24 protein-coding genes are annotated in these 26,019 nt (G+C 71.9%); 16 read left to right on the top strand and 8 right to left on the bottom strand.

Annotation, left to right across the window (positions count from 1 at the left end; genetic code table 11):
• Positions 1-23: 23 nt before the first annotated feature.
• Positions 24-578: a PH domain-containing protein gene (locus HD594_RS07985; protein WP_184750435.1), complete on the bottom strand. Its 555-nt coding sequence runs from the start codon at positions 576-578 to the stop codon at positions 24-26.
• 78 nt (positions 579-656) lie between these two features.
• Positions 657-1,475 (bottom strand): biotin--[acetyl-CoA-carboxylase] ligase, encoded by an 819-nt coding sequence (locus tag HD594_RS07980; RefSeq protein ID WP_184750434.1) that lies wholly within the window; start codon positions 1,473-1,475, stop codon positions 657-659.
• Positions 1,476-1,588: 113 nt separating this feature from the next.
• Between HD594_RS07980 and HD594_RS07975 the strand changes: the two genes are divergently transcribed.
• Together HD594_RS07975 and HD594_RS17175 are read left to right on the top strand one after the other, a co-directional pair.
• On the top strand, positions 1,589-3,178 hold the full coding sequence (locus tag HD594_RS07975; protein WP_271171179.1) for an acyl-CoA carboxylase subunit beta: 1,590 nt from the start codon (positions 1,589-1,591) through the stop codon (positions 3,176-3,178).
• On the top strand, positions 3,175-3,408 hold the full coding sequence (locus HD594_RS17175) for an acyl-CoA carboxylase subunit epsilon (protein ID WP_184750432.1): 234 nt from the start codon (positions 3,175-3,177) through the stop codon (positions 3,406-3,408). The genes HD594_RS07975 and HD594_RS17175 overlap by 4 nt, the downstream gene beginning before the upstream one ends.
• 299 nt (positions 3,409-3,707) lie before the next feature.
• Here HD594_RS17175 and HD594_RS07965 read toward each other — a convergent pair whose 3' ends face one another.
• From HD594_RS07965 to HD594_RS07950, 4 genes are read right to left on the bottom strand one after another with little or no spacing between them, the layout of a single operon-like run.
• On the bottom strand, positions 3,708-4,778 hold the full coding sequence (locus tag HD594_RS07965) for an MFS transporter (RefSeq protein WP_184750431.1): 1,071 nt from the start codon (positions 4,776-4,778) through the stop codon (positions 3,708-3,710).
• Positions 4,775-6,019: an ATP-binding protein gene (locus tag HD594_RS07960; protein WP_184750430.1), complete on the bottom strand. Its 1,245-nt coding sequence runs from the start codon at positions 6,017-6,019 to the stop codon at positions 4,775-4,777. The genes HD594_RS07965 and HD594_RS07960 overlap by 4 nt, the downstream gene beginning before the upstream one ends.
• Positions 6,009-6,686 (bottom strand): response regulator, encoded by a 678-nt coding sequence (locus HD594_RS07955; protein ID WP_184750429.1) that lies wholly within the window; start codon positions 6,684-6,686, stop codon positions 6,009-6,011. Before HD594_RS07955 ends, HD594_RS07960 begins: the two co-directional genes overlap by 11 nt.
• A gap of 10 nt (positions 6,687-6,696) precedes the next feature.
• Positions 6,697-8,022 (bottom strand): class I SAM-dependent RNA methyltransferase, encoded by a 1,326-nt coding sequence (locus tag HD594_RS07950; RefSeq protein WP_184750428.1) that lies wholly within the window; start codon positions 8,020-8,022, stop codon positions 6,697-6,699.
• A 23-nt stretch (positions 8,023-8,045) separates the two neighbouring features.
• Here HD594_RS07950 and HD594_RS07945 point away from each other — a divergent pair, with 23 nt between their 5' ends.
• The 3 genes from HD594_RS07945 (at position 8,046) to HD594_RS07935 (ending at position 11,893) form a co-directional block, all read left to right on the top strand.
• Positions 8,046-8,747: a Maf family protein gene (locus HD594_RS07945; RefSeq protein ID WP_184750427.1), complete on the top strand. Its 702-nt coding sequence runs from the start codon at positions 8,046-8,048 to the stop codon at positions 8,745-8,747.
• A 78-nt stretch (positions 8,748-8,825) separates the two neighbouring features.
• Positions 8,826-10,592, top strand: coding sequence for an acetyl/propionyl/methylcrotonyl-CoA carboxylase subunit alpha (locus tag HD594_RS07940; protein ID WP_184750426.1), 1,767 nt, complete (start codon positions 8,826-8,828; stop codon positions 10,590-10,592).
• A gap of 119 nt (positions 10,593-10,711) precedes the next feature.
• Positions 10,712-11,893 carry an IS30 family transposase gene (locus tag HD594_RS07935; protein ID WP_221446580.1) on the top strand — a complete coding sequence of 394 codons (1,182 nt, stop codon included), beginning with the start codon at positions 10,712-10,714 and terminating at the stop codon, positions 11,891-11,893.
• Between the two features lie 80 nt (positions 11,894-11,973).
• Here HD594_RS07935 and HD594_RS07930 read toward each other — a convergent pair whose 3' ends face one another.
• Positions 11,974-13,422, bottom strand: a complete 1,449-nt coding sequence (locus tag HD594_RS07930; protein ID WP_373877187.1) for an NAD(P)H-quinone dehydrogenase — start codon at positions 13,420-13,422, stop codon at positions 11,974-11,976.
• Positions 13,423-13,508: 86 nt separating this feature from the next.
• Here HD594_RS07930 and HD594_RS07925 point away from each other — a divergent pair, with 86 nt between their 5' ends.
• The 3 genes from HD594_RS07925 (at position 13,509) to HD594_RS07915 (ending at position 16,963) form a co-directional block, all read left to right on the top strand.
• The gene (locus HD594_RS07925; protein WP_184750424.1) at positions 13,509-14,342 is read left to right on the top strand and encodes a purine-nucleoside phosphorylase; all 834 of its coding nucleotides are present in this window, start codon (positions 13,509-13,511) and stop codon (positions 14,340-14,342) included.
• 68 nt (positions 14,343-14,410) lie between these two features.
• Entirely contained in the window at positions 14,411-16,336 is a 1,926-nt protein-coding gene (locus HD594_RS07920; protein ID WP_184752672.1) for a phospho-sugar mutase, read from the top strand.
• Between the two features lie 42 nt (positions 16,337-16,378).
• Positions 16,379-16,963 carry a GNAT family N-acetyltransferase gene (locus HD594_RS07915; protein ID WP_184750423.1) on the top strand — a complete coding sequence of 195 codons (585 nt, stop codon included), beginning with the start codon at positions 16,379-16,381 and terminating at the stop codon, positions 16,961-16,963.
• Between the two features lie 17 nt (positions 16,964-16,980).
• On the opposite strand, the gene HD594_RS07910 is transcribed toward HD594_RS07915, so the two are convergent.
• Positions 16,981-18,885: a BglG family transcription antiterminator gene (locus HD594_RS07910; protein WP_184750422.1), complete on the bottom strand. Its 1,905-nt coding sequence runs from the start codon at positions 18,883-18,885 to the stop codon at positions 16,981-16,983.
• A gap of 197 nt (positions 18,886-19,082) precedes the next feature.
• Between HD594_RS07910 and HD594_RS07905 the strand changes: the two genes are divergently transcribed.
• The 8 genes from HD594_RS07905 to HD594_RS07875 all read left to right on the top strand — a co-directional run bounded on the left by HD594_RS07905 (position 19,083) and on the right by HD594_RS07875 (position 25,983).
• A complete protein-coding gene (locus HD594_RS07905; protein WP_184750421.1) occupies positions 19,083-19,427 on the top strand; it encodes a hypothetical protein in 345 nt (114 codons plus the stop codon).
• 126 nt (positions 19,428-19,553) lie between these two features.
• Entirely contained in the window at positions 19,554-19,862 is a 309-nt protein-coding gene (locus HD594_RS07900) for a PTS sugar transporter subunit IIB (protein WP_184750420.1), read from the top strand.
• 49 nt (positions 19,863-19,911) lie between these two features.
• A complete protein-coding gene (locus HD594_RS07895) occupies positions 19,912-20,187 on the top strand; it encodes an HPr family phosphocarrier protein (RefSeq protein WP_184750419.1) in 276 nt (91 codons plus the stop codon).
• A gap of 2 nt (positions 20,188-20,189) precedes the next feature.
• The gene (gene ptsP / locus HD594_RS07890; protein ID WP_184750418.1) at positions 20,190-21,863 is read left to right on the top strand and encodes a phosphoenolpyruvate--protein phosphotransferase; all 1,674 of its coding nucleotides are present in this window, start codon (positions 20,190-20,192) and stop codon (positions 21,861-21,863) included.
• Positions 21,860-23,542, top strand: a complete 1,683-nt coding sequence (locus tag HD594_RS07885; protein ID WP_246413925.1) for a PTS mannitol transporter subunit IIBC — start codon at positions 21,860-21,862, stop codon at positions 23,540-23,542. Before ptsP ends, HD594_RS07885 begins: the two co-directional genes overlap by 4 nt.
• Before the next feature lie 87 nt (positions 23,543-23,629).
• Positions 23,630-24,067: a PTS mannitol transporter subunit IIA gene (locus HD594_RS17400; protein WP_246413924.1), complete on the top strand. Its 438-nt coding sequence runs from the start codon at positions 23,630-23,632 to the stop codon at positions 24,065-24,067.
• Entirely contained in the window at positions 24,067-25,221 is a 1,155-nt protein-coding gene (locus tag HD594_RS07880; protein WP_184750417.1) for a mannitol-1-phosphate 5-dehydrogenase, read from the top strand. The genes HD594_RS17400 and HD594_RS07880 overlap by 1 nt, the downstream gene beginning before the upstream one ends.
• A gap of 39 nt (positions 25,222-25,260) precedes the next feature.
• A complete protein-coding gene (locus HD594_RS07875) occupies positions 25,261-25,983 on the top strand; it encodes a sulfite exporter TauE/SafE family protein (protein ID WP_184750416.1) in 723 nt (240 codons plus the stop codon).
• Positions 25,984-26,019: the final 36 nt, after the last annotated feature.

The raw sequence follows: 26,019 nt of genomic DNA, 5'->3' as shown, positions 1-26,019 counted from the left end.
GCCCCGTCGTGAGCCGACGGCCGTCAGGTGGCGACGGGCCCGGTCGGGAGGGACTGCGCGTCGCGGTGCGCGAGGATCTGGTTGACCTCGATCTGGTCGACCAGCGTCTCCTGCACGAGGGAGGCGCTCGGAACGTTCTTCAGGCGCATCGGCTCCTCGACGCCGCCGGCGAGCACGAGCGTGCCCGCTCCCCACATCCGCTGCAGGATGCTGCGGCGCAGCTCGACCGTGTAGCCGCGGACGTGGGCGAGTTCGCGGCGCTGGGGGACGAACAGCCCGCGGCGCTCGATGATGCGCTGCGTGGTGACGATGTAGACGTGCGCCAGCCACGACAGGTACGGCAGGACCACCACCAGCAGCACGAGCGCACCCGCCGCCGCCAGCAGCATCCAGTCCTCGTACGGAGCGGGCAGGTTGCCCAGGAGGTAGCCGCACGCGCCCGCGACGGCGATCAGGAGCGCCGCGGGCCAGAACAGCTCGCGCGCATGCGGACGGAAGCGCGCGATGCGCTTCTCGGGCGCCTCGACTCCCGGGGCCGGCGTCTGCGGGCGGCCCCCGTACGGAGTCGGCTGGGTCATGAGTCCATTGTGGGCCGAGGCGGCGACATCGCGCTCCCGGGCGCGCCACATCGCGACACACTCGGCGCGGGCCGCGCCTCAGCGCACGTGGACGACGTCGCCCGCGCCCACCGGCGTCGCCGCGCCCGAGGCGTCCTCCACCACGAGGCGGCCGTCGGCGTCGATCGCGCGCGCGATGCCCACCAGCGTGCCGCCGCCGGGAAGACTCACCTTCACCGGCTCGCCGATCGTCGCGCACAGCCCCGCGACCGCGGCGCGGATGCCCGCCGCCTCGGCGTCGCCGCCCGCTGCGGCGAGCGCCCGCAGCTGGGCGTCGAGGTCCGCGAGGTAGTCCGCGACGAGCCGGTCCGCGTCGGCCGTCAGCCCGACCGCCTGGAACGACACGGCCGTGTCGACCGGCAGCGCGTCGGCGGGCATGGCGGTGTTGACGCCGGCGCCGATGACGACGGCATCCGGATCGGCCGGCACGACCTCCGCGAGGATGCCGCACAGCTTGCGCGCACCCTCCCCCGCGCTCCCGCCCGACAGCAGCACGTCGTTGGGCCACTTCAGCCGCGCGCTCACGGACGCTGCGGCGACCTGGGCGGCGACGGCGCGGGTCATCGCCGCACCGGCGAGCAGCGGGAGCCAGCCGCGCGCGGCCGCGGGCACCGCATCCGTCCTCACCACGACCGAGATCGCCAGCGCGGTGCCGGCCGGCGCCTTCCACACCCGGTCGAGGCGTCCGCGCCCCGACCGCTGGTCGTCGGTGAGCAGCACCGACAGATGCGGCCACGCGCCGGGATCGGCCGAGACGTGACGGACCAGATCGGCATTGGTCGAGCCCGTCTGCGCGACCACCTCGACGCGGGGGCTCACCTCGCCGGTGAGCGGGAACATGTGCGCGGTCAGGACCATGCCGCCACGTTACGGCTCCCCGGGGCCCGGGCGAAGGATCCGACAGCGGATGCCGTCAGCCCTTGTGCGAACCCTCCAACCGTTGCGCGGGGACGCTCGCTAGTGTGGAACGCGTGACCGAACAGCCCGACCTGTCCACGACCGCCGGCAAGATCGCCGACCTCCGCACGCGCTATCAGGAGGCGGTGCTGGACGCCGAGAAGACGGCGAAGGACAAGCAGCACGCGAAGGGCAAGCTGACCGCGCGCGAGCGCATCGAGCTGCTGGTCGATCAGGGCTCGTTCGTCGAGTTCGACGAGTACGTCAGGCACCGCACGACCGCATTCGGCATGGACCGCTCCCGCCCCTACGGCGACTCGGTCGTCACCGGCGTCGGCACCATCCACGGCCGGCCCGTGGCGGTGTACGCCCAGGACTTCACGACGTTCGGCGGCTCCCTCGGCGAGGTCGCCGGCGAGAAGATCATCAAGATCATGGAGTTCGCGATGCGGGACGGCATGCCCTGCATCGGCATCCTCGACTCCGGCGGCGCCCGCATCCAGGAGGGCGTGGTCGCTCTCGGCAAGTACGGCGAGATCTTCCGCCTGAACACCGCCGCATCCGGCGTCATCCCGCAGATCTCGATCATCATGGGCCCGGCCGCCGGCGGCGCGGTCTACTCCCCCGCCCTGACCGACTTCGTGGTGATGGTCGACAAGACCAGCCAGATGTTCGTCACCGGCCCCGACGTCATCAAGACCGTCACCGGCGAGGACGTCGGCATGGAGGAGCTCGGGGGCGCCCTCACCCACAACACGCGCTCGGGCGTCGCGCACTACCTCGCCGAGGACGAGGACGACGCGATCGACTACGTGCGCACGCTGGTGGGCTTCCTCCCCGACAACAACATGTCGGAGCTGCCCGTCTACGAGACCGAGTTCGAGTTCGAGACGACGGATGCCGACCGTGCGCTGAACTCGATCATCCCCGACTCCCCGAACCAGCCGTACGACATCCACGACGTCATCCGCCACGTCGTCGACGCCGAGGACTTCCTGGAGGTCCAGCCGCTGTTCGCGCCGAACATCGTGATCGGCTTCGGCCGCATCGAGGGACGCACCGTCGGCATCATCGCCAATCAGCCTTCGCAGATGGCCGGAACGCTCAACATCGAGGCGGGCGAGAAGGCGAGCCGCTTCGTGCGCTTCTGCGACGCGTTCTCGGTGCCGATCGTGACCCTCGTCGACGTCCCCGGGTACCTCCCCGGCACCGACCAGGAGTGGACGGGCGTCATCCGCCGCGGCGCGAAGCTCCTCTACGCCTACGCCGAGGCCACGGTGCCGCTGGTGACGGTCATCCTGCGCAAGGCCTACGGCGGCGCCTACATCGTCATGGGCTCCAAGCAGCTCGGCGCCGACATCAACCTCGCGTGGCCGACGGCCGAGATCGCCGTCATGGGCGGCCAGGGCGCCGTCAACATCCTCTACCGCGGCGAGATCAAGCGCGCCGAAGAGGCGGGAGAGGACGTCGCGGCGGTCCGCACGCGCCTCGCCAACGAATACACCTACAACGTCGCCTCGCCGTTCCTGGCGGCCGAGCGCGGCGAGCTCGACGGCATCATCGAGCCCGCCGCCACGCGCGTCTCGATCGCCAAGGCTCTGCGCGCTCTGCGCGGCAAGCGCGCGAGCCAGCCGCCCAAGAAGCACGGGAACATCCCGCTGTGAGCGCGGCGGCGACCCCGGAGGACGACGGCGTCCGCGTCGATGTGCGACGCGGACAGCCGACCGACGACGAGCTCGCGGCGCTGGTCGCGGTGGTCAGCGAGGCGTACGTCACCGAGGCCGAGACCGCCGTGGCCGACGAGCCGGCGCGTCGCAGCGGCTGGGAGCTGTCGGCGCGGGGGCTGCGCGAGCCGCTGCGGCGCGAGCTCGGCTGGGGTCCCTGGACCTGCTGACGGTGGGCCGCGCCGCCGTGTGGCCGACGATCTTGTCCCCCGAAATACCTACAGACGAAACCCTTGCGGACCGGTTTACTTGGTATCGCTGGAACGCATCAGCGTTCGGCTGACCTGCTCTCCGCTGCACGGACAGCAACAGGTTCGGCCCTTTGCGGACGGTTTTCGGGTAACCGCTCCGCCAGGCGAGGGGCGGGCGGCTTCGCCGCCCCTCGCCTTTCCGATTCTCCTCCCCGTCCCGGTTCCCCTCCCCCACCGGGGCGGGGAGAGTTTTGCGCCTGAGCGCGCCGCGAGCGCGCTCAGGCGGCCGGGGGACGGGGGATCTCCTGCCAGAGGTCGACGGCGTCCTCGTCGCTCATGCCCTCGCCCGAGTCCGATCGCCCGACGACGGTGACCGCGACGTCGGCGTGGGGCGACGTGCGGATGTACAGCCGGTCGGACCCGGCCGCCCGCAGCGTCTCGGCCAATCGCGCGCGGATGGCGACCAGCTCGTCGTCGCCCACGCCCTCGAGCCCGCCTTCGTCGAGCACCGTGACGGTCGCGCCGCGCCGCCGGGCGCGATCGAGCTCGTCGCGGACGGCGTCGTCGAGCAGCCGCGGACCGCGCAGCTCGTCGCGCAGACGTCCTTCGGCCAGCCGCGCCTCGAGGCGCTCATCGTCGTCCAGGCGCCCGGACGTCGCGATCACCCGCGTGAGGATGGGCCCGGCCACCGAGAGAGCGCGCTGCACCTGCACGCGGCGCTCGCGCTGGCGCACCACGTGCGAGGCCTGCCAGGCCGACGCGGCGCGCTGCAGCTGCGCGAGGCGAGCGGTGTCGCGCGCCGCGCGGTCCATCGACCGCAGCAGCAGCTGGGCGGCCGCCACCCACACGAGCGACCCGACGAGGCCGAGCGACAGCGCCGCGACGGGACCGATCAGGATCATCGACGACACCGACAGGAGGCCGAGCCCGGCCCACGCGAACCACGGGCGTCGGCGCACCATGACGATCGTCATGAGCGCCCCGATCCCGCCGAGATACCACGTCGCGTAGGACTCCTGACGCGCGTCGACGCCCACGGCGATCGAGATCGCCGTGGGGATGAGGGCGGCCGTCACGACCGCGAGGATCGCCGCCGATCGCGGCAGCGTCGCCGGCCCCCGCGAGCCCGCCGTGAGGGGCGCATCCTCGCCCTCCCGGGCCGCGGCCGCCGCGGGGCGCCGCGCGGGCTCCCAGAACAGGCACAGCCACGTCGTCGCGAGGTAGAAGATGAGGGCCACGACGATCACGAGCGGGTACGGCACCGGCAGGCTCCACCACAGACCGCGCGCGGCCAGGTACGCGGTGAACGCGAACCCGAGGCCGATGAGCATCGTGCGCACGCTGATCATGACGGCCCTCCCCGCCACACCAGCCGGACCACGGTCCCGTCCGCGTCGCTGCTGATCCGTGCCGTGCCCCCGATCGAGGCCATCCGCGCGACGATCGACCCGCGGATGCCCAGTCGGTCGTCGGGCACGCTGTCGAGGTCGAACCCTCCCCCGCGATCGCGCACCTCGAGACGGATGCCCGAGCGCACGGCGTCGAGGGTGACCTCGAGCCCCTCCCCGCCGGCGTGCTCCACCGCGTTGGCGACCGCCTGCGCGGCGGCGAGCGTGATCGCCTCGGCGACGCGGCCGGGGAGGATGATCGTGGCGAACGAGATCGAGCGGGTCACGTGCAGGTCCACCCCCATCTCGGCGGCGGCGGCCTCGACGTCCTCGGCGATGAGCGCCGCATCCTGCGGCTCGTCGCTGCCGGAGCCGGACTCCTGCTCGGTGGTGGCCAGACCCGACATCGCCTCGCGCGCCATCGCGACCGCGAGGGTCCGCGCGCGGTCGGAGTCGGCGCGCTCGGCGGCGATCAGCGCCGCCAGCACGCTGTCGTGCATGAGCGCCGCGATCGCGACGCGCTCCTGCTCGGCGGCGTCGGCGGCCGCCGCCCGCGCGTACACGTCGACGGCCTGCGTCCGCGTCGCATCGACGTTCGCGGCGACGGCGCGGAACAGCCAGCCGAGCGCCAGCAGCACGCCGCCGAGGATCAGCGCGAACGACACGTCCAGCGCGACGATGAAGCCGAGGTCCGCCTCGAAGTCGCTGCTGACGATCCGCACCACGCCGTAGAGGATCGGCGTGAGCACCGTCCAGACGACCTGCAGAGGGAACGGGAACGCGAGTACGGCCGCAAGGGTCGCGATGTTGACCAGGTACCAGATCCACGGCTCGGGCACGGCCACCTGCGCCGAGGGCGACATCGGCCAGACCGTCAGGGCGAGGAGGAACATGACGGCGAACGCCCCCGCCGACACGCGCACCGCGCGCCCCACGATGCAGGCGGCGATCATGATCGCCAGCAGGCCCATGGTGACGATGATCAGCGGCTGCCGGTACCACGGCTCGGCGGCGGGGGTGCTGATCGCGACCAGGAGCGACTGCGTCCCGAGGACGACCGACCCGAACGCGGCGACCACGTCGATGATGCGCTCGACGCGCGCCCGGGTGAACGAGCCCGCGGGCACGCGCGCCTCGCGCCCCGCCGAGGGGATCTGGGTCCAGGCGCGGTCGAGCAGCGACCCGGAGCCGTCAGCGGGCACCGCGGGGGCCTCCCGGATCGCCGCCGGATTCGCTGAGGATGCCGTCTTCCATGGCGCGGCGCAGGAGATCGACCTTCGTCGGCGCGGGACGGCCCACCTCGACGTACTTCACCCGGATGCGGGTGATGTTCTCCTTCGCGGTGGAGTAGGCGACGCCGAGCCGGTCGGCGACGACCTTCAGCGGCAGGCCGGCCGCGTACAGGCGCAGCACGTCGCGCTCGCGGGCCGACAGCTGGGCGTCGGCGAACTCGCGGTCGCCTTCGACGGCGCTGGCCCACTCGACGTTGTTGAGCAGCTCACCGCGCGCGACGGTGCGCACGGCCGCCGTGACGTCGTCGATCGGCGAGGCCTTGCTCACGACGCCGGCGGCTCCCGCGGCGAGCGCTTCGCGGACGGCGGCCGGCCGGTCGGCGACGCTGTGGATGATGACGCTCGAGCCGTCGTTCACGAGCCGGCCGACGTTGCCGGTCACGGTCGTGCCGTCGCCGAGCGTGAGGTCGAGCACGACGACGTCCGCCGGCTGCGCGGAGATGCCGGCCCGCCACTGCAGGTACTCGACCACCGTGCTGCCCGAGAACACGACCTCCTGGTCTCCGGTGCGCAGGCACGCGGCCTCGAGCCCGAGCCGCACGGACTCGTGGTCGTCGATGAGGGCGACCCGCGTCATAGCCGCCACTCTAGCTTCGCGATCCGGTGGGCGTGAGCGCGGCGACCGCCTCGATGTGGTGCGAGTGCGGGAACAGGTCGACCGCCCGCACCGCATCGGCCTCGTAGCCGGCTTCGCGGAACGTCGCGAGGTCGCGCGCGAGCGCGACCGGGTCGCACGCGACGTACACCACGGCCGCCGGGCCCAGGGTCACCAGGCTCTCCACGACGTCGCGGCCGGCGCCCGAGCGCGGCGGGTCCAGCACGATCGCGCCGCGCGCGAGCCGTTCGCGGTCGCGCGCGGACGCGGTCTGCGCGAGGCGTGCGAGCCATCTGTCGACCCGGTCCGTCTCGGCGCGCGCACCGATCCACTCCGCGAGGTTCTCCCCCGCGTGCTCGGTCGCCCGCACGTCCGACTCGACGCTCGTCATCCGGATGGCCGGGCCCGCCCAGTCCCCGAGGGCGGTGGCCAGAAGGCCCACGCCGCCGTACAGGTCGAGATGCCAGGCATCCGGATCGGGCGCGACGCCCGTGCCGCTCAGCGCTGCGCCCACGCGCTCGACGAGGTTGTGCGCCGCGAGCCGGTGCACCTGCCAGAACCCGCCCGCGTCGACCCGGAACTCGCGGCCGCCCGCCCGCTCGACGACGGTCTCGCGCACGGCCCGGCTGCGCGGGCCGGACGGACGGCCGACGTGGCGCGGCCGCGGCAGGACGCGGACGCGCCCGTCCGCGGGCTGGACGAGGTCGATGCGCCCAGGCTCGCGCGACGTGAGCTTCGCCGCCGCTCGCTCGATCGCCCCCGTGGCCAGCGGCATGTCGTCGACGGCGATGACGCGGTGACTGCGCGCGGCGTAGGGGCCGATGCGGCCGTCGTCGTCGACGTGCAGGCTCACGCGCGTGCGCCAGCCGGTGCCGTCGGGGCTCTCGGCGGCGACCACCTCGCCGGCGTCGCCGAGGATCGGGCTCGCGGCGTCGATCGTGGCCTCGAGCTCCGGCAGCCCGCCGATGCGGTCGAGCGCGTCCCGCAGCACGTGCAGCTTCAGCTCGCGCTGGTGGTCGAGGTCGATGTGGCCGAAGTCGGCGCCGCCGGGCCGATCCGCGGGGGCGGCGGACACGTCGGCGGCCGCCCAGATGTGCGGACGGCGATGGGGCGAGGCGGTGAGGACCTCGAGCGTCTCGCCACGCCAGAAGGACTTCTTGCCGGTGTCGGTCAGGCGCACCCGCACGCGCTCGCCGGGGATCGCATCGGGGACGAACACGACGCGCCCCTCGTGCCGCCCCACGAACACGCCGCCGTGCGCGACGCCGGTGATGTCGAGGTCGATGAGGTCGCCTGCCCCCGCGGTCGAATCCGTCACCCCTTGAGCCTACGGTGGGATGCATGCGCGTCTGCCTCGCCTCCACGTCGCCCGCCCGCCTCATGCTGCTCCAGCAGTTCGGCATCCGTCCCCTCACCGTTGCGCCCGCCGTCGACGAGGAGGCCGTGATCGCCGCGGTGGAGGAGGCCGAGGCGCGCGTGCTCGCCCCCGACGAGCACGTTCTGCTGCTCGCGCGGCGCAAGGCCGCGGACGTGGCCGCCCGGCTCGCCGACGACATCCCGGGCTTCGACGGCATCGTCATCGGCGGCGACTCGATGTTCGAGATCGACGGCAGGGTGCTGGGAAAGCCGTACACGCCCGAGAACGCCGCCGCGCGGTGGCACGACATGCGCGGGCGCACCGGCATCCTCCACTCCGGTCACGCGGTCGTTCGCGTATCGCCGGATGCCGCGCCGCACGAGGTGCACGCCGTCGCGGCGGCAGCCGTCACGTTCGCGGGCGACATCACCGACGCCGAGATCGACGCCTACGTCGCCACCGGCGAGCCGCTGCAGGTGGCGGGAGCCTTCACCGTCGACAGTCTCGGCGGCGCGTTCATCACGCACGTGGACGGCGATCCGTCGACGGTGGTCGGCATGTCGGTGTCGACGCTGCGGCGTCTCGTGCGCGAGGTCGGCGCCGACTGGACGGCGCTGTGGAACACGGTCGACCCCTCGGTGGGCGGGTCCGACGGCGCCACCGGCGAGAACCTCCAATCCTTGTAGTTGGAGCCCCACGTTTCTCGTCGGTTCTTGTACAAAGCACTCAAAGGACCGAACGAGCCCGTCGGTAGGCTGACAGTCATGCCTCAGATCGCCAAGGTGCTCATCGCCAACCGTGGCGAGATCGCCGTCCGTGTCATCCGTGCCGCGCGAGACGCCGGCAAGGGCTCGGTCGCCGTCTACGCCGATCAGGACCGCGACGCCCTCCACGCACGCCTCGCCGACGAGGCGTACGCGCTCGACGGCGACACCAGCGCCGAGACCTACCTGTCGATCGACAAGATCCTCTCCGTCGCCCGCCGCTCCGGCGCCGACGCCGTGCACCCCGGCTACGGCTTCCTCGCCGAGAACGCCGACTTCGCGCGCGCGGTCATGAACGCCGGTCTCGTGTGGATCGGCCCGAGCCCCGAGGCCATCGAGGCCCTGGGCGACAAGGTCACCGCCCGCCACGTCGCCGAGAAGGTCGGCGCGCCGCTGGCCCCCGGAACCCCGGGCCCGGTCGCCGGCGCCGAGGAGGTCGTCGCGTTCGCCGAGGAGCACGGCCTGCCCATCGCGATCAAGGCCGCGTACGGCGGCGGCGGGCGCGGGCTCAAGGTCGCGCGCGAGTTCGACGAGGTCGCCGAGATGTTCGAGTCGGCCACGCGCGAGGCGATCACGGCCTTCGGCCGCGGCGAGTGCTTCGTCGAGAAGTACCTCGACAAGCCGCGCCACGTCGAGACGCAGTGCCTGGCCGACATCGCCGGGAACGTGATCGTGGTCTCCACGCGCGACTGCTCGCTGCAGCGCCGCCACCAGAAGCTCGTCGAGGAGGCCCCCGCGCCGTTCCTGACCGACGAGCAGAACGAGATCCTCTACGCCGCCTCCAAGGCCATCCTCCGCGAGGTCGGCTACGTCGGGGCGGGCACGTGCGAGTTCCTCATCGGCGCCGACGGCACCATCTCGTTCCTCGAGGTCAACACGCGTCTGCAGGTGGAGCACCCGGTGTCCGAGGAGGTCACCGGCATCGACCTCGTGCGCGAGCAGTTCCGCCTCGCCGAGGGCGGCACGCTCGACTACGACGACCCGACGCCCGAGGGCCACTCGATCGAGTTCCGCATCAACGGTGAGGACCCGGGGCGCAACTTCCTGCCCCAGCCCGGCCCGATCCACGTGTTCAAGACGTTCGGCGGCCCCGGCATCCGCCTCGACTCCGGCGTCACCGCCGGCGACGCCGTCTCGGGCGCCTTCGACTCGCTCCTGGCGAAGATCATCGTCACCGGGCGCAACCGCGCCGAGGCGCTCGAGCGCTCGCGCCGCGCGCTCGACGAGTTCGAGGTCGCGGGCCTGCCCACCGTGCTGCCGTTCCACCGCAAGGTGGTGCGCGACCCCGCGTTCGCGGCCGAGGACGGAGACTTCGGCGTGTTCACGCGCTGGATCGAGACCGAGTTCGACAACGACATCGCCCCGTGGGACGGCGAGCTCGAGGCTCCCAAGCCCGCCGAGACGCGCCACACGGTCGTCGTCGAGGTCGCCGGCAAGCGCCTCGAGGTGAGCCTCCCCGACCGCGTGGTCGCGGCTCCCGGTGTCAAGGGGCGCCCCGCGGCCGTCCCGCCGTCGCGTCGCACGCACGCGCCGACGGTCGTCGCCGGCGCATCCGGCGACGCCGTCAAGAGCCCCATGCAGGCCACCGTCGTCAAGATCGCCGTCGACGAGGGTCAGCAGGTCGTCAAGGGCGACCTCGTGGTGGTGCTCGAGGCGATGAAGATGGAGCAGCCCATCCAGGCGCACAAGGACGGCGTCGTGGGCGCGATCGGCGCGACCCCCGGCACGACCGTGTCGGCCGGCCACCTGCTGCTCACGATCAGCTGACGCCCTCACCCGCTTCCGCGTCGCGAACGTCGGAGAATCGCGCGATCGTCGGAGGACTCGCGCACGGATCCTCGGTGGATTCATACGGTCGTTGCATCACCTGAGGGTGGGGGGCGGCGATGCGGTTCACGGTGGCGGCGAAGGACGCGGCGTTCCTGGCGGTGTGTCAGGGGTTGTCGTTCGTGCGGGCGGGGGCGTTGATCGGCGCGTCTGGTGACGCGGTGGGGATCTGGTGGCGTGACACTGTCGGCATGCCGACACGTCGCAGTCACATCCCGGTGCCCGATCCTTTGCGGCCTGGCGCGCGGCCCGGTCGCGGGTTGAGTTTGGAGGAGCGGATCGAGATCCAGGCCGGGCGGCGGGTGGGGTTGTCGCAGCGTGAGATCGCGCGTCGGATCGGGCGTGACCAGTCGGTCATCTCCCGTGAACTCGCCCGTCATCGGGGCCGTGACGGTCACTACCGGGCCGCGGTCGCGGAGTTGGATGCGCAGCGTGCCCGCCGTCGGCCGAAACCGTTCAAGCTGATCGCCAATGCCAGCTTGGCGGCGCGGGTCGAGGAGTGGATCGATGACGGGTGGAGTCCGAAGCTGATCGCCGAGGTGCTCGAACGCGACCATCCGGACGACAAGACTTGGCGGGTGAGTCACGAGACGATCTACCAGGCGCTGTATGTGCAGGGACGCGGCCAGTTGCGGCAGGATCTCGCCCGTCGGCTGTCGACCGGGCGGGTGACGCGCAGGAGCCGCAATGGCAGCGGAGCCCGCGGACCGAGCCCGTTCAAGGACGCTTTGACGATCAGCGACCGTCCCGCGCAGGTCGAGGACCGTGCCGTGCCCGGCCACTGGGAAGGGGACCTGATCCTCGGCGCCGGCGGCCGGTCAGCGATCGGAACGCTGGTCGAGCGCACCACACGGTTCGCGGTGCTGCTGCACCTGCCCGGACGGCATACCGCGGACGAGGTCGCGAACGCGATGATCCGCGAGATGAACCAGCTGCCCTGGCATCTGCGACGCTCGATCACCTGGGACCGCGGCACCGAACTGGCCGACTACGCCGACATCCAGCTCGAGCTGCAGGCGCCGGTGTACTTCTGCGACCCGCACTCGCCCTGGCAGCGCGGTACGAACGAGAACACCAACCGGCTCCTGCGCCACTGGTTCACCAAGGGCAGCGACCTCTCGACCTGGGACGCGAACGGTCTACGGACGGTCGCCGACAAGATCAACAGCCGCCCCCGCCCCACCCTGGGCATGAAGACCCCCGCCCAAGCACTCAACGAATACCTCGCCACCGCCGCCTGATGCATCCACCACTTGACCGCGAGCTCCGTCGCAGCGCCGAATCTCCGACGCACGGATGCCGGGGCCGCCGGCATCCGCCCTCAGTCCTCGGGGTCGTCGCGGTCGACGGGATGCATCGCGCGGGCGACGTCCGTGATGCCGCCCGTGAGCGACGGGTACACGGCGAACACGCGCGAGAGCTGGTCGACCGTCAGGCGCCGCTCGACGGCGATCGCGACCGGATAGATGAGCTCCGAGGCACGGGGGCCCACGATGACGCCGCCGATCATGGTGCCCGATCCCTCGCGCGCGATGAGCTTGACGAAGCCGTCCTTGACGCCCATCATCTTCGCGCGCGCGTTGGCGGCCAGCGGCAGCTTGTGGACGACGCCGTTGATGTGCCCGGCCTCGAGGTGGTGCTCCTGCCACCCGACCGAGGCGATCTCGGGCGCCGTGAAGATGTTCGACGTGATGCGGCGCTTCTCGAGCGGGATCACGGTGTCGCCGAGGGCGTGGAAGATCGCGGTGCGGCCCTGCATGGACGCGACCGACGCGAGCGGGAAGAAGGTGGTGCAGTCGCCGGCGGCGTAGATGTTCGGCACCGACGTGCGGGCGACCTTGTTGACCTGGATGTGGCCGGACTCCGTCATCTGGACGCCCGCCTCCTCGAGCCCGATGCCGGCGGTGTTGGGGATCGAGCCGACCGCCATGAGGCAGTGGCTGCCCTCGACGACACGGCCGTCCGACAGCGTCACCGTCACACCGTCGCCGTCGCGCTCCACCGTCGAGGCGCGCGACTTCGACAGCAGCGTCATGCCACCGCGCTTGAAGACCTTCTCGAGCACGGCCGCGGCGTCCTTGTCCTCGCCGGGCAGCACCTGGTCGCGGCTGGAGACGAGCGTCACCTTCGCGCCGAGGTTCATGTAGGCGCCCGCGAACTCGGCGCCCGTCACGCCCGAGCCGACCACGATGAGATGCTCGGGCAGGGCCGGCATGTCGTACAGCTGGGTCCACGTGAGGATCCGCTCGCCGTCGGGCTTCGCGCTGGGCAGCTCGCGCGGCGACGCGCCGACGGACACCACGAGCGTGTCGGCCTCGACGCGGTCGAAGTCGGTCCCGCCCGGCCCGGTCGACACCACGACGGCGCCGGGGCCGTCGAGGCGTCCCTGGCCGGAGATGATGCGCACGCCCGCCTCGACCAGCGACGCGCGCATGTCGTCGGACTGCTGGCGTGCGAGGGCCAGCAGTCGCTTGTTGACGGCGCCCAGGTTGATCGCGATCTCGGGCTTGAGCGGCCTGCCCGACTCGCCCCGGGCGAACAGCTGGACCCCGAGGTCGCTCGCGCCGGCGATGGCGACCGCGGCATCCGCCGTCGCGATGAGCGACTTCGACGGCACGACGTCGGTGATCACGGCCGCGCCCCCGACGCCGGCGCGCTCGACGAGCGTCACTTCGGCGCCCAGCTGGGCCGCGGCGAGCGCCGCCTCGTATCCACCGGGTCCGCCGCCGATGATCGCGACGGACTGCGTGCGCTCGAAGCTCAGGGACATGCTCCCCATTCTTCCCTGTCCGACGCTGCGAGCGCGCCCCCGGGGTGTCTCTGGCCCTGACGGGCCCGCCTTCCTAGAGTGGGTGCATGTCCGACACGTACGACCATCCGCTGGATGACCCGGCCGCCGACCCGTTCGAGATCGCGGCGGCCGCCGCCGCCGACATCGCGCGGATCACCGGAGTCGACCACCACGACATCGCCCTCACGCTCGGAAGCGGGTGGGGCAAGGCCGCCGAGCTGCTCGGCGAGGTCACCGCCACCATCCCCGCCACCGAGATCACCGGCTTCAGCAAGCCCGCGCTCGAGGGGCACGTCGGGACGCTCCGCAGCATCGCGACCCCGCGCGGCAAGCACGTCCTCGTCATCGGCGCGCGCACGCACTACTACGAGGGTCACGGCGTCCGGCGCGTCGTCCACAGCGTGCGCACCGCCGCGGCGACGGGCGCCACGACGATGGTGCTGACCAACGGGGCCGGCGGGATCAAGAGGGGCTGGCGTCCCGGGCAGCCCGTCCTCATCGCCGACCACATCAACCTCACCGGCGACTCGCCCCTCGAGGGCGCGACCTTCGTCGACCTGACCGATCTGTACTCGATGCGACTGCGCGATCTCGCGCGCACGATCGACCCCTCGCTCGACGAAGGCGTGTACTGCCAGTTCCGGGGGCCCCAGTACGAGACGCCCGCCGAAGTGCGGATGGCGGGGACGATCGGCGGGCACATCGTCGGCATGTCGACGGCGCTCGAGGCGATCGCCGCGCGGCAGGCCGGCATGGAGATCCTCGGATTCTCGCTCATCACCAACATGGCCGCCGGCATCCAGACCACGCCGCTCAGCCATCAGGAGGTCATCGATGCGGGCCGCGAGGCCGAGCCGGTGATCACGTCCCTGCTGGCCCGCGTGATCGAGGCGCTGTGAGCGAGTGGGGCGGCGACGAGCCGCTGACGGGGGTGACGAGCACCGAGATCGGGCCGCACGCCGCCGAGATGATCGCGCGGGCGCACGCGTGGCTGGCCCAGGATCCCGACGGCGAGACGCGCACCGAGCTGCGCGCCATCATCGAGACGGCCGAGCGCGGCGACGCCGACGCCGCCGCGGTCCTCGACGACCGCTTCGGCAGCCGGCTGGCGTTCGGCACCGCCGGGCTGCGCGGAGCGCTGGGAGCCGGCAGCAACCGCATGAACCGCGTGCTCGTCGCGCAGGCGGCCGCGGGGCTCGCAGCGTACCTGCTCGAGAAGGCGGGCGAGGCTGCGCCGGCGAATGCCGAGGCCGTCCCCGTCGAGGATGCGGATGCGGCGGACGCGGATGCCGAGCGCCTCGAGGCCGAGAACGCGGAGTTCGAGGCCGATGAGCCCGTCGCCGCCGGCTCCGCGGACGCGGAGGAGGAGACCGAGCCCGAGGACGAGACCGGGCTGGACGAGGACGCGGCCGCCGCGGAGGACTGGGCGCCCGAGGACGCCGAACCCGTCGGCGACGGCGCGGCGGCCGAGGGACCGGCGATCGCCGAGGGGCCGCTCGTGGTCATCGGCTACGACGGCCGGCGCAACTCCGACGTGTTCGCGAAGGACTCGGCGGAGCTGTTCGCCGGCGCCGGGCTCCGCGCGGTGCTGCTCCCGCGCCTGCTTCCGACGCCCGTGCTCGCCTTCGCCGTGCGGCACCTCGGCGCCGCCGCGGGCGTGATGGTCACCGCGAGCCACAACCCGCCGAACGACAACGGGTACAAGGTGTACCTGGGCGGCGCCGACGAGGGCGCTCAGATCGTGCCGCCGGCCGACGCCGAGATCGCCGCGCACATCCAGCGTATGGCCGATGAGGCCGACGTGACGACGCTGCCGCGCTCGCTCGCGTTCGAGCAGGCGCCCGAGGAGCTCGTCGAGGCGTACATCCAGGCCACGGCGGCCGTCGCCCCCGCGTCGACCGGCGCGGCCGGCATGACGTGGGTGTACACGGCCATGCACGGCGTCGGCCTCGAGACCTTCTCGAAGGTGCTCGAGGCGGCGGGGTACCCGCAGCCGGTCCTGGTGCAGGCGCAGGCCCAGCCCGACGGCACCTTCCCCACGGTGTCGTTCCCGAATCCGGAGGAGCCGGGAGCGATGGATCTCGCCTTCGAGACGGCGAGCGACGTGGGCGCGGAGCTCATCATCGCGAACGACCCCGACGCCGACCGCCTCGCGGTGGCGGTGCCCGACCCGGATGCCGAGGGCGGCTGGCGCCGGCTCACCGGCAACCAGATCGGCATGCTCCTCGGGTGGCGCGCGGCACGGCTCGCCGCCGACGCGGGCGCGACCGAGGGCGCCTCGCTGGCGTGTTCGCTCGTGTCGAGCCCCGGCCTGGAGGTCATCGCCGAACGCTACGGGCTGGACTTCGTCGCGACGCTCACCGGCTTCAAGTGGATCTCACGAGCGCCGGGCATCGTGTTCGGCTTCGAGGAGGCGCTCGGCTACCTCGTGAACCCCGAGACGGTGCGCGACAAGGACGGCATCTCGGCCGCCGTGGCGATGCTGGGTCTCGCCGCCGAGGCGCGCGGGCGCGGGCAGTCGATCGGCGACCTCCTGGACGAGTTCGACGCCACGTTCGGCGCGTTCGCGAGCGACCAGATCTCGATCCGGGTCGAGGAGCTCGACACGATCCGCCGCATGATGAAGAAGCTGCGCAAGAAGCAGCCCGAGTCCATCGGCGATGTCGCGGTGCACCATGCGGACGACCTGCGCGACGGTGTCGACGGACTGCCGCCCGGGGACGTCCTGCGGTACTGGCTGACCGACGGCTCGCGCGTCATCGTGCGCCCGAGCGGCACCGAGCCCAAGCTCAAGGTGTATCTGGACGTCCGCGCCGACTCGGCCGAGGAGGCCCGGGCGCGCCTCGACGCTGTGACGGCCGGCGCACGCGAGCTGCTGGACCGCATCGGCTGACCCCGGCGCTCCCGGGCGCGCCGCAGGCCCTACGCTCGACGTGTGCGCCTCGACGACCCGGTCACCCTGGAGAACGCCGTCGTGCGGCTCGAGCCGCTCGGCCCCGAGCACGCCGGCGACCTCGCCGAGGCGGCGGCGGGACTCGAGCACGCCTGGTACACGTCGGTGCCCCGCCCCGACGCCGTGCCCGCGGAGATCTCGTGGCGCCGGGAGCAGCATGCCGCGGGCGGCATGAACCCGTGGGCGGTGCGGCGCCTGGACACCGGCCGCGCGGTCGGCATGACGACGTACTGCAACATCGATCAGCCCAACCGGCACGTCGAGATCGGCCACACCTGGATCGGGGCGGACGCCCAGCGCACCGCCGTCAACACCGCGGCGAAGCTGCTGCTGCTCTCGCACGCGTTCGAGGAGTGCGATGCGATCGCCGTGGAGTTCCGCACCCACTGGCACAACCGGCAGTCCCGCGCGGCGATCGAACGGCTGGGCGCGCGGCAGGACGGCGTGCTGCGCAACCACCGCCTCGGCCCCGACGGCTCGCTGCGCGACACGGTCGTCTACTCGATCCTGCCGCACGAGTGGCCCGCGGTGCGGATCGGTCTGCGCGAACGTCTCGCGCGAGGCTGACGGGGGCGGATGCCGGGTCAGCCGTCGATGACGGCGACGAGCTCGTCGAGGAAGCCCGAGAAGTCGGTCGCGCGGCGCACGATGCGCTGCGCGCTCTCGCGCTCGTTGAAGACCTCGACGAACTGCTCGAACACGGTCTGGAACGCCTCGCGGTCGCTCTCCGAGAACGCCACGAGCGCGACCACCTGCACGCGCCGGTCCCCCCACGGGATCGACGGGTCGGCGATGCCGATCGCGATGGCCGTGCGGGTGGCGGTCATCCCGATGGCGTGCGGGACGGCCAGCGCGTCGGTGAAGGCGGTCGACGAGAGCTCCTCCCGCTGCAGCGCGCGTTCGACGTAGGCCTCGTCGACCACGCCCTGGGTGATCAGGAGGTCGCCGAGGCGCCGGATCACCGCCTCGGGAGCGCCCGAGGCGTCCAGCCCGTGCACGAACGCCGAGGCGTCGAAGTACCGTTCGAGCTCGGTGCGCAGCCGCGCCAGCCGGCGCGCCCGCCGGATGCGGCCGGCCGCGGACTGGACGCGCTCGATGTCGGCGTCGGTGAGGAACGGCTGGATGCGCACGAACCTCTCGCCCGAGGCGACGGGATCGATCGTGGTCAGGACCAGATCGGTGCCGATCGTGTCCCAGTCGGGGTCGACGCGCGTCTCGACGCCCACGACCTCGATCGCCTGCCCGAGGGATCGGTCGACGCTCGAGCGCAGCAGCTCGTGCAGCTCGTAGTAGCCGGGGCACACGATCGTCGCCGTCAGCAGCTGGTCGCCGCGACGGCTGCGCTCGAGCCGACCGCCGACGTGCATCGCGATGTAGGCGATCTCATCGTCCATGAGGGGGATCTCGAGCCGCTCCGCCAGCTCGCTGGCGATGAAGACCGCCACCTCGAAGATCATCGGGTACGTCGACTTCAGCGAACGGGTGAGCGGGTTGCGCGACCACGCCTGCTCGCGCGCCCGCAGGCGGAGATTCTGCACGTGCAGGGCCAGGCGCAGGACGAAGTCCTCGTGGGCGATGTCGACGAGGAACTCCGCCGCGGCCCGCTCGACGGTCTCGCGGACCGCATGCTCCACGGCGGGGTCCAGCGCCGCGCGGGTGGAGTCGCGCCGCCCCGCGTCGCCGGCGCCGGGTGCGACCACGCGCGTGAGCACGAGCGTCGCCAGGTGCTGCAGGTCGCCGGCGCCCAGCACCACATCCAGGTCGCGGGCGACGAGCTCGGCCAGCATGCCGGCCACCTCGGTCTGCGCCTCGGATGCCGGCTGTTCGGTCGCCGCGAGCGGCCGGTCCTGCGACACGCGGTCGATCGCGATCGCGATGTGCATCAGCACGTCGGCGATGCCGATCTCGTTGACGAAGTAGCCCAGCTCGCCCAGCTGCGCGACGAGGTCCGCCTTGAACGGGCCGAACGCGGCGGCGCCGACCGATTCCGTTCCGAGGGTGCGCCGCAGCGCCGCCAGGTCGAACGAGCCGGCCTCCATCTCGTCGTGCGCGAGCGTCGACAGCAGGCGGCGCTGCGCGGCCTCGGTGCCCCGCAGCCGGGCGGTCGATGCCGAGCGCTCCAGGGTCAGCTGCGTCCCGCCCAGCAGGGCGCGCACGCGTGCGAGGTCGGCGTCGAGCGTGGCGGGACTGACGAACAGCGCATCGGCGGTGGCGAACACGTCGATGCCGTCGGGAGCATCCAGGAGCGCGCGGACGAGCGTGTGGAGCCGGTCGCGCGGCGTTCCCGTCACGGTCGGCACGCTGCGCATCGCCGCGCCGGCATCCGCTCCGGCGCGGTAGCCGTGGGGGCCCGACTCGACGGCGACGCCGGTCGGCACGCGCTCGTTGAGCGCCGTCACGTACGAGCGGATGCTGCGCGGCGTCACGCCCAGAGTGTCGGCGAGGGCTCCGGCGGTTACCCAGTCGCCGTCGCGCAGGAGCAGGCTCATCAGACGATCCTGTCTGGCTCGGGTCACGGTGCTCCCTGCGTCTCGCGGCGGTGCCGCGCAGCGACCGCCGATCCTGCCAAGTCAACCACGATCGGCGACGGCGGGCCCCGCCTCGTCGCGGCGGGGGTCATCCACCGCTAGCGTGAGCGATGCGGGCAGTCCGCCCATCCGGTCCTCCCCCGAAGGAGTAGCAGCACATGGCAGGTCAGCGCCCGTTCGGCGTCACACTCGTCGCGATCATCGCGTGGATCAACGGTCTCTTCACGATCATCAGCGGCATCTTCCACATCTTCTCGTGGGCGGGGTGGGTGAGCATCATCCTCGGCGTCATCACGATCGCGGTGAGCCTGGGGCTCTTCCGCGGCAGCAACACCTCCCGAACGATCCTCGCGATCGTGTTCGCGATCGACATCATCCTCGCGATCGTCGCGTGGTTCACCGTCGACGGCTTCGGCCTGTGGGCGACCATCGGGGCGAGCATCCTCCCCCTCATCGGTCTGATCATCCTCTACACGAAGAAGGCGAACGCGTTCTTCAGCTGATGGAGCGCTCCCACGAAGCGGCCCCCGGGTTTCCGGGGGCCGCTTCGTTTTCCGCCCCTGCGGAAAGAGGAGTGGTTGTCCGCTCCCAGGCAACTCACAAGAATGGCCACAAGAGGAGGCGGGTCGATGAGGATCCTGGTTGTCTGCGGCGCCGGTGCGTCCAGCACATTCGTCGCACAGCGCGTGCGCCACGCGGCGCATGCCGAAGGGCTCGCCTACTCCGCGTTCGCCGGCACCGAGCAGTCGCTTCCGATCGATCTCGACGCCGCGGACGTGGTCCTGGTGGGGCCGCACCTGTCTCATGCGCTGGAGCGCATCCGACACGATGCGGCCGTGCGCGGGACGACGGTCGTGCTGCTGCCCGACGACATCTTCCAGGATCTCGACGGGAGCCGGACGCTCGCCCTGCTCCAGGAGGCGATCGGCAAGCCGTAGCCGCCGGACCGACAACCGAACAGAACCACCCAGACAGAGAGGTCAAGCCATGGCTGCCGAATCGCGGACCGTACGCATCGGATCGTCACACGGGCTCCACGCGCGCCCGGCGAAGCTCTTCGCCCAGGCCGCGCGGGATGCCGGCATCCCCGTCACCGTCGCGAAGGGCTCCGGTGCTCCGGTGAACGCCGCGAGCATCCTCGGCGTGATCTCGCTCGGCGCCGAGCAGGGCGACTACGTCACCCTCACCGCCGACGGCGACGGCGCCGAGTCGGTGCTCGACGCGCTCGCAGAACTGCTGTCCACCGACCACGACGAGGAGTGACCATGGCCGAGATCAGAGGAGTCGGAATCGGGCTGGGCGTCGCGCAGGGCCCGGTCGCGCGCATGGCCGAGCCGCTGCCGGCGCCGGCCGACGAGCCGAGCACGCTCGGCGCCGACGCGGAGAAGGCCCGCGTGACCGAGGCCGTCGGCGCCGTCGCACGCGAGCTGGAGCAGCGCGGCGAGCAGGCGGGCGGGGCGGCTCGCGACGTGCTCGAGGCGCAGGCCATGATGGCCGAGGATCCCACGCTCGCCGACGAGGTGAACGCCCGCATCGCCCAGGGCAAGAACGGCGAGTTCGCGGTCTTCGACGCCTTCGCGTCGTTCCGCGACCAGCTGACCGCGCTCGGCGGCTACCTCGGCGAGCGCGCCGCCGACCTCGACGACGTCGCTCAGCGCGTCATCGCGCGCCTGCGCGGCGTGCCGGCGCCGGGCGTCCCCGAGCCGGGTCATCCGTTCGTGCTCGTCGCGAAGGACCTCGCCCCCGCCGACACGGCGCTCCTGGACCTCGACATGGTGCTCGCGCTGGTCACGACCGAGGGCGGGCCCACGTCGCACACGGCGATCCTCGCGCGGGAGAAGGCGATCGTCGCGATCGTCGGCGCGACGGCGGCGACCGGGCTCGCCGACGGCGAGACGGTGATCGTCGACGCCGCGGGCGGGGTCGTGACGACCGAGCCGACCGCCGACGAGCTCGACCGGGCGCAGAAACGCGCCGCGGCGCGCGCCGACGCGGCATCCGCTCCCCGCACGCCCGGCGCGCTCGCCGACGGCACCGCGGTGCCGCTGCTGGCGAACCTCGGCAACGCCGACGGCGCCGAGGAGGCCGTCGCGCTGGGCGCCGAGGGCGTGGGCCTGTTCCGCACCGAGTTCCTGTTCCTCAGCGCCAATCAGGCGCCGACCGTCGCCCAGCAGCGCGAGGCGTACACCAAGCTGCTGCAGGCGTTCCCCGGCAAGAAGGTCGTCGTGCGGGCGCTGGACGCCGGCGCCGACAAGCCGCTGGCGTTCCTCAACGACGCGCACGAGGAGAACCCGGCGCTCGGCCTTCGAGGCCTGCGCGCCCTCCGGGCCAGCGAGGACATCCTGCGCGAGCAGCTGACGGCGCTCGCCGAGGCGGATGCCGCCACCGAGGCGGACCTGTGGGTCATGGCCCCGATGGTCGCGACCGTCGAGGAGACCGAGTACTTCGTGACCCTCGCCCGCGAGTACGACATCAAGACCGCCGGCGTCATGGTCGAGGTTCCGTCGTCGGCGCTGCTGGCCGACCGCATCCTCGCCCACGCCGACTTCGCCTCGATCGGCACCAACGACCTGACCCAGTACACGATGGCCGCCGACCGCCTGCTCGGCTCGGTGGCCTCGTTCCAGGATCCGTGGCACCCCGCGGTGCTGCGCCTGGTGAAGGCGACCGGCGACGCCGGCCGCACCAACGGCAAGCCCGTCGGGATCTGCGGCGAAGCCGCCGCCGACCCGCTGCTGGCCGTCGTCCTCGTCGGCCTCGGCGCGACGAGCCTGTCCATGGCCCCCACGGCCCTCGCAGATGTTCGAGCGACCCTGCTCGACCACACCCTCGACGATGCGTCCCGCATCGCCGAGGCAGCCCTCGCCGCGGACGACGCGGCGTCTGCCCGAGTCGCGGCACAGGAGGCCGCGGCCCGAACGAAGGAGACACAGCAATGACAACGGCGTCACAATCCGTTTCAGGAGCGAAGAAGGCGCAGATCCACGTCCAGCGCTTCGGCACGTTCCTCTCCGGCATGATCATGCCGAACATCGCGGCATTCATCGCCTGGGGCTTCATCACGATGCTCTTCATCCCGTCCGGGTTCCTCGGGCCGAACAGCCCGTTCGGCTGGCACTGGTATCCGGTGTCGGACATCCTGGGCAGCGGCGGCGACGCGGCGCAGATCGGCTGGGACGGCGCCATGCTGGCGCTCGCCGAGGGCGAGAACGGCAACTTCTTCGCCTACGTCGGTCTCGTCGGCCCGATGATCGTCTACCTGCTGCCGCTGCTCATCGCCAACACCGCAGGTCGCATGGTCTACGGCGAGCGAGGCGGCGTGGTGGCGACGATCGCCGTGATGGGCGTCATCGTCGGCACCGACATCCCGATGTTCCTCGGCGCGATGATCATGGGACCGTTCGCGGGCCTGGCCACGAAGTGGATGGACCGCATCTGGGACGGCAAGATCAAGCCCGGGTTCGAGATGCTGGTGAACAACTTCTCCGCCGGAATCCTCGGCATGATCCTCGCCATCGTCGGGTTCTTCGTCTTCGGCCCGGTCATGCTCGGCATCAGCGCGTTCCTCGGCCTCATCGTCGGCTGGCTGGTCGACTACAACCTGCTGCCGTTCCTGTCGGTGATCGTGGAGCCGGCGAAGGTCCTGTTCCTCAACAACGCGATCAACCACGGCGTGTTCACGCCGCTGGGCATCGAGCAGGCCGCGGAGGCGGGCAAGTCGATCCTGTTCCTCATCGAGGCCAACCCCGGCCCCGGTGTCGGACTCCTCCTCGCCTTCACCTTCTTCGGTGTCGGAGCCGCCAAGGCGTCCGCTCCGGGTGCGATCATCATCCAGTTCTTCGGGGGCATCCACGAGATCTACTTCCCGTACGCACTGAGCAAGCCGATCACGCTGCTGGCCCTGATCGCGGGAGGTGCGACCGGCGTGACCACGAACATGCTCCTCGGCGGCGGACTGGCGTTCCCGGCCGCACCCGGAAGCATCATCGCGGTGACCTTCGCCGGCATCGGGCCAGGCGTCGGAAACCTGATGGTGGTGTACCTGTCGGTGATCCTGGCGGCGGCGGTGACGTTCATCCTCACCGCGATCATGCTGCGGGCCACGCGCAAGCGCGACCTGCTCGCCGAGGGCGACAAGTTCTCGTCGGCGATCGACCAGACCGAGGCGAACAAGGGCAAGTCCTCGGCCGCCCTGGACGCGCTGCGCGTCTCGGACGGCCAGGACCGCGAAGCGGTCCGCGAGGCCGAAGAGGCCGTCGACAAGCTCGAGACCGAGGCCGAGACCGGCGGGCAGCTCAGCGGCGGCACGGTCACGATCCGCAAGGTCTCGTCCATCGTGTTCGCGTGCGACGCGGGCATGGGATCGTCGGCGATGGGCGCCAGCGTCCTGCGCAACAAGATCAAGAAGATCGGCATCGAGGACGTCACCGTCGTCAACAAGGCGGTCGCGAACCTCGACGGCTCCGAGGACCTGATCATCACGCAGAACCAGCTCACCGACCGGGCGCGCCAGAAGCACCCCGACGCCATCCACGTGTCGGTGGACAACTTCATGAACTCGCCGAAGTACGACGAGGTCGTGGAGCTGGTGCGCGAGCAGCACGACAGCGGCGCGTAGCCGCACGAGCCGCTGCGGAGCCGGGACGGCGGGACGCCCCCGGCTCCGCAGCCCTCGCATATCCACGACGACGAAAGGCGAGAAGAAATGGCACGTGATGTTCTGACGCTCGGTCAGGTCCGGATCCACTCCGGCGGGGCGTCCAAGGAGGAGGCGATGGCCGAGGCCGCCGGCATCCTCGAGTCCGCGGGCGCGGTGACGAGCGCATACCTCGATGCGATGCTGCAGCGCGAGGAGACCGTCTCGACCTACATGGGCAACGAGCTGGCGATCCCCCACGGCACCAACGACACCAAGGACGAGATCCTCGAATCCGCCCTGTCGGTCGTGCGGTACGACGGCGGCATCGACTGGGACGGCGAACGGGTGACCTTCGTGGTCGGCATCGCCGGCAAGGGCGACGAGCACCTCGAGATCCTGTCGCAGATCGCGATCCTGTTCTCGGAGGAGGACGACGTCGCACGGCTCAAGCGGGCGGCGACGCCCGAGGAGCTGTTCGAGATCGTCTCGGCGGCGGGCGTGTGATGAAGGCCGTCCACTTCGGCGCCGGCAACATCGGCCGCGGGTTCGTCGGGATGCTGTTGCACGAGGGCGGCTACGACCTGGTGTTCTCCGATGTCGCGTCGCCGCTGGTCAAGGCCATCAACGGGGCATCGTCGTACACCGTCCACGAGGTCGGCGAGGGCGGGCGCGAACGCGTGATCACGGGCTTCCGCGCGGTCGACAGCGGCCAGGATCCGCAGGCCGTGGCCGACGAGATCGCGACCGCGAACGTCGTGACCACGGCGGTGGGCCCGACCATCCTGAAGTTCGTCGCGCCGCACATCATCGCGGGGCTCGCGCTGCGTGCTCCGGCGGCGGCTCCGCTGCAGGTGATGGCGTGCGAGAACGCGATCAACGCCACCGACGCGCTGCGCGACGAGATGGAGGCGCAGGCCGGCGAAGCCTGGGAGGCGCTCTCCGGGCGCGCGGTCTTCGCCAACACCGCGGTGGACCGCATCGTGCCCGCGCAGCCCCCGGGCTCGGGCATCGACGTGACGGTCGAGCCGTTCTTCGAATGGGCGATCGAGTCCGGCCCGTTCGGCGATGCACCGCCCCGCATCCCGGGCGCGCACTTCGTGGACGACCTCGCGCCGTACATCGAGCGCAAGCTCTTCACCGTCAACACCGGGCACGCCACGACGGCGTACTTCGGTGCCGCCGCGGGCATCGACCGCATCTCGGACGCCCTCGCGACGCCGGCCATCGCGGCGCACGTCGCCGCGGCGCTCGAGGAGACCTCGGCGCTGCTGGCCGCCAAGCACGGGCTGCCGGAGGACGAGCTGGCCGAGTACCGCGCGACGATCCTGGAGCGCTTCCGCAACCCCGCGCTGCCCGACACGGTGTGGCGGGTGGGACGGCAGCCGCTGCGCAAGCTGTCGCGTCATGAGCGGTTCATCGGGCCCGCGGCCGAGGCGGCCGAGCGGGGTCTGTCGGTCGAGGCGCTCGTCGACGCGATCGGCGCGGCGCTGGCGTTCGACGACCCCGAGGACGCGCAGTCGCTGGACCTCCAGCGGATGCTGCGCGAACAGGACGCCGCGACGCTGACCGCCGAGGTGACGGGGCTCGAGCCGCAGCATCCGCTGTTCGATCGCGTGGCCGCCGTCGTGGCGGAACGGCAGGCGCAGCTCGCGGGCTGAGTCGGGGGGAGGCGCGAGCGTCGCTTAGGGTTGACGCTCGTGACTCTCGTCCTCGCCGCCATCGCCGCGTTCGTGTCGGCGCTCATCCAGCGCATCACCGGACTCGGCTTCATGCTCGTCCTCGTCGGCCCCATCGTGCTTCTGTACGGCCCGTTCGAGGGGGTGACGATCGGCGTGCTGCTCGCGCTGGTCGCAGCCCTCGCGGCGATCCCGCTGGTGTGGCGCGACGTGGACTGGCGGCGCGCGTGGTGGCTGATCTGGCCCGGCCTGGTCGCAGCGCCCTTCGGCGCCCTGCTGGTCAGCGTGCTCCCCGATGCCGCGCTGCTGCTGCTGATCTCGGCGATGGCGTACTTCGCCCTCGTCGCGGGGTGGATCCCGGCGCTGTCGGCGTCGCTGCAAGGCAGGATGGGCGCCGTCGTGGCGGGTTCGTCCGCCGGCTTCATGCACGTCGCGAGCGGGCTGTCCGGCCCGCCGCTGGCCGCCTACGCGGTGGGCGACAAGTGGGAGCAGCGCCGGTTCGCCGCGAGCGCGCAGGTCATCTTCGCGGTCCTCAGCGCCATCTCGGTCGCCCTCCGCGGGCTGCCGGTCACCCCCGTGCCGGATGTCGGCATCCTGGTCGCGGCGACCATCGGCGGCATCCTCCTCGGCACTCTCCTGGTCCGCTTCGTGCCCGCGAGCATCGCGCGCCTCGCGATGCTCGCGATCGCGTGGGCGGGCGCCACCGTGGTGCTCGTGCGGGGCATCCTGGCACTGTGGATGTAGAGACCCCACAAACGGATTTCAGTTAATCCCGTGTAA

The organism is Microbacterium thalassium (assembly GCF_014208045.1).
GTDB lineage: Bacteria > Actinomycetota > Actinomycetes > Actinomycetales > Microbacteriaceae > Microbacterium > Microbacterium thalassium.
Note: the sequence above shows the minus strand (reverse complement) of the source record. Positions and strands in the feature narration are given on the sequence as shown.

Excerpts from the sequence above, each read along its gene's own strand:
- HD594_RS07985 (WP_184750435.1), bottom strand. The coding sequence starts at position 578 with ATGACCCAGCCGACTCCGTACGGGGGCCGCCCGCAGACGCCGGCCCCG.
- HD594_RS07980 (WP_184750434.1), bottom strand. The coding sequence starts at position 1,475 with ATGGTCCTGACCGCGCACATGTTCCCGCTCACCGGCGAGGTGAGCCCC.
- HD594_RS07965 (WP_184750431.1), bottom strand. The coding sequence starts at position 4,778 with ATGATCAGCGTGCGCACGATGCTCATCGGCCTCGGGTTCGCGTTCACC.
- HD594_RS07955 (WP_184750429.1), bottom strand. The coding sequence starts at position 6,686 with ATGACGCGGGTCGCCCTCATCGACGACCACGAGTCCGTGCGGCTCGGG.
- HD594_RS07945 (WP_184750427.1), top strand. The coding sequence starts at position 8,046 with ATGCGCGTCTGCCTCGCCTCCACGTCGCCCGCCCGCCTCATGCTGCTC.
- HD594_RS07940 (WP_184750426.1), top strand. The coding sequence starts at position 8,826 with ATGCCTCAGATCGCCAAGGTGCTCATCGCCAACCGTGGCGAGATCGCC.
- HD594_RS07935 (WP_221446580.1), top strand. The coding sequence starts at position 10,712 with ATGCGGTTCACGGTGGCGGCGAAGGACGCGGCGTTCCTGGCGGTGTGT.
- HD594_RS07930 (WP_373877187.1), bottom strand. The coding sequence starts at position 13,422 with ATGTCCCTGAGCTTCGAGCGCACGCAGTCCGTCGCGATCATCGGCGGC.
- HD594_RS07925 (WP_184750424.1), top strand. The coding sequence starts at position 13,509 with ATGTCCGACACGTACGACCATCCGCTGGATGACCCGGCCGCCGACCCG.
- HD594_RS07920 (WP_184752672.1), top strand. The coding sequence starts at position 14,411 with ATGATCGCGCGGGCGCACGCGTGGCTGGCCCAGGATCCCGACGGCGAG.
- HD594_RS07910 (WP_184750422.1), bottom strand. The coding sequence starts at position 18,885 with ATGAGCCTGCTCCTGCGCGACGGCGACTGGGTAACCGCCGGAGCCCTC.
- HD594_RS07905 (WP_184750421.1), top strand. The coding sequence starts at position 19,083 with ATGGCAGGTCAGCGCCCGTTCGGCGTCACACTCGTCGCGATCATCGCG.
- HD594_RS07900 (WP_184750420.1), top strand. The coding sequence starts at position 19,554 with ATGAGGATCCTGGTTGTCTGCGGCGCCGGTGCGTCCAGCACATTCGTC.
- HD594_RS07895 (WP_184750419.1), top strand. The coding sequence starts at position 19,912 with ATGGCTGCCGAATCGCGGACCGTACGCATCGGATCGTCACACGGGCTC.
- ptsP (WP_184750418.1), top strand. The coding sequence starts at position 20,190 with ATGGCCGAGATCAGAGGAGTCGGAATCGGGCTGGGCGTCGCGCAGGGC.
- HD594_RS07885 (WP_246413925.1), top strand. The coding sequence starts at position 21,860 with ATGACAACGGCGTCACAATCCGTTTCAGGAGCGAAGAAGGCGCAGATC.
- HD594_RS17400 (WP_246413924.1), top strand. The coding sequence starts at position 23,630 with ATGGCACGTGATGTTCTGACGCTCGGTCAGGTCCGGATCCACTCCGGC.
- HD594_RS07880 (WP_184750417.1), top strand. The coding sequence starts at position 24,067 with ATGAAGGCCGTCCACTTCGGCGCCGGCAACATCGGCCGCGGGTTCGTC.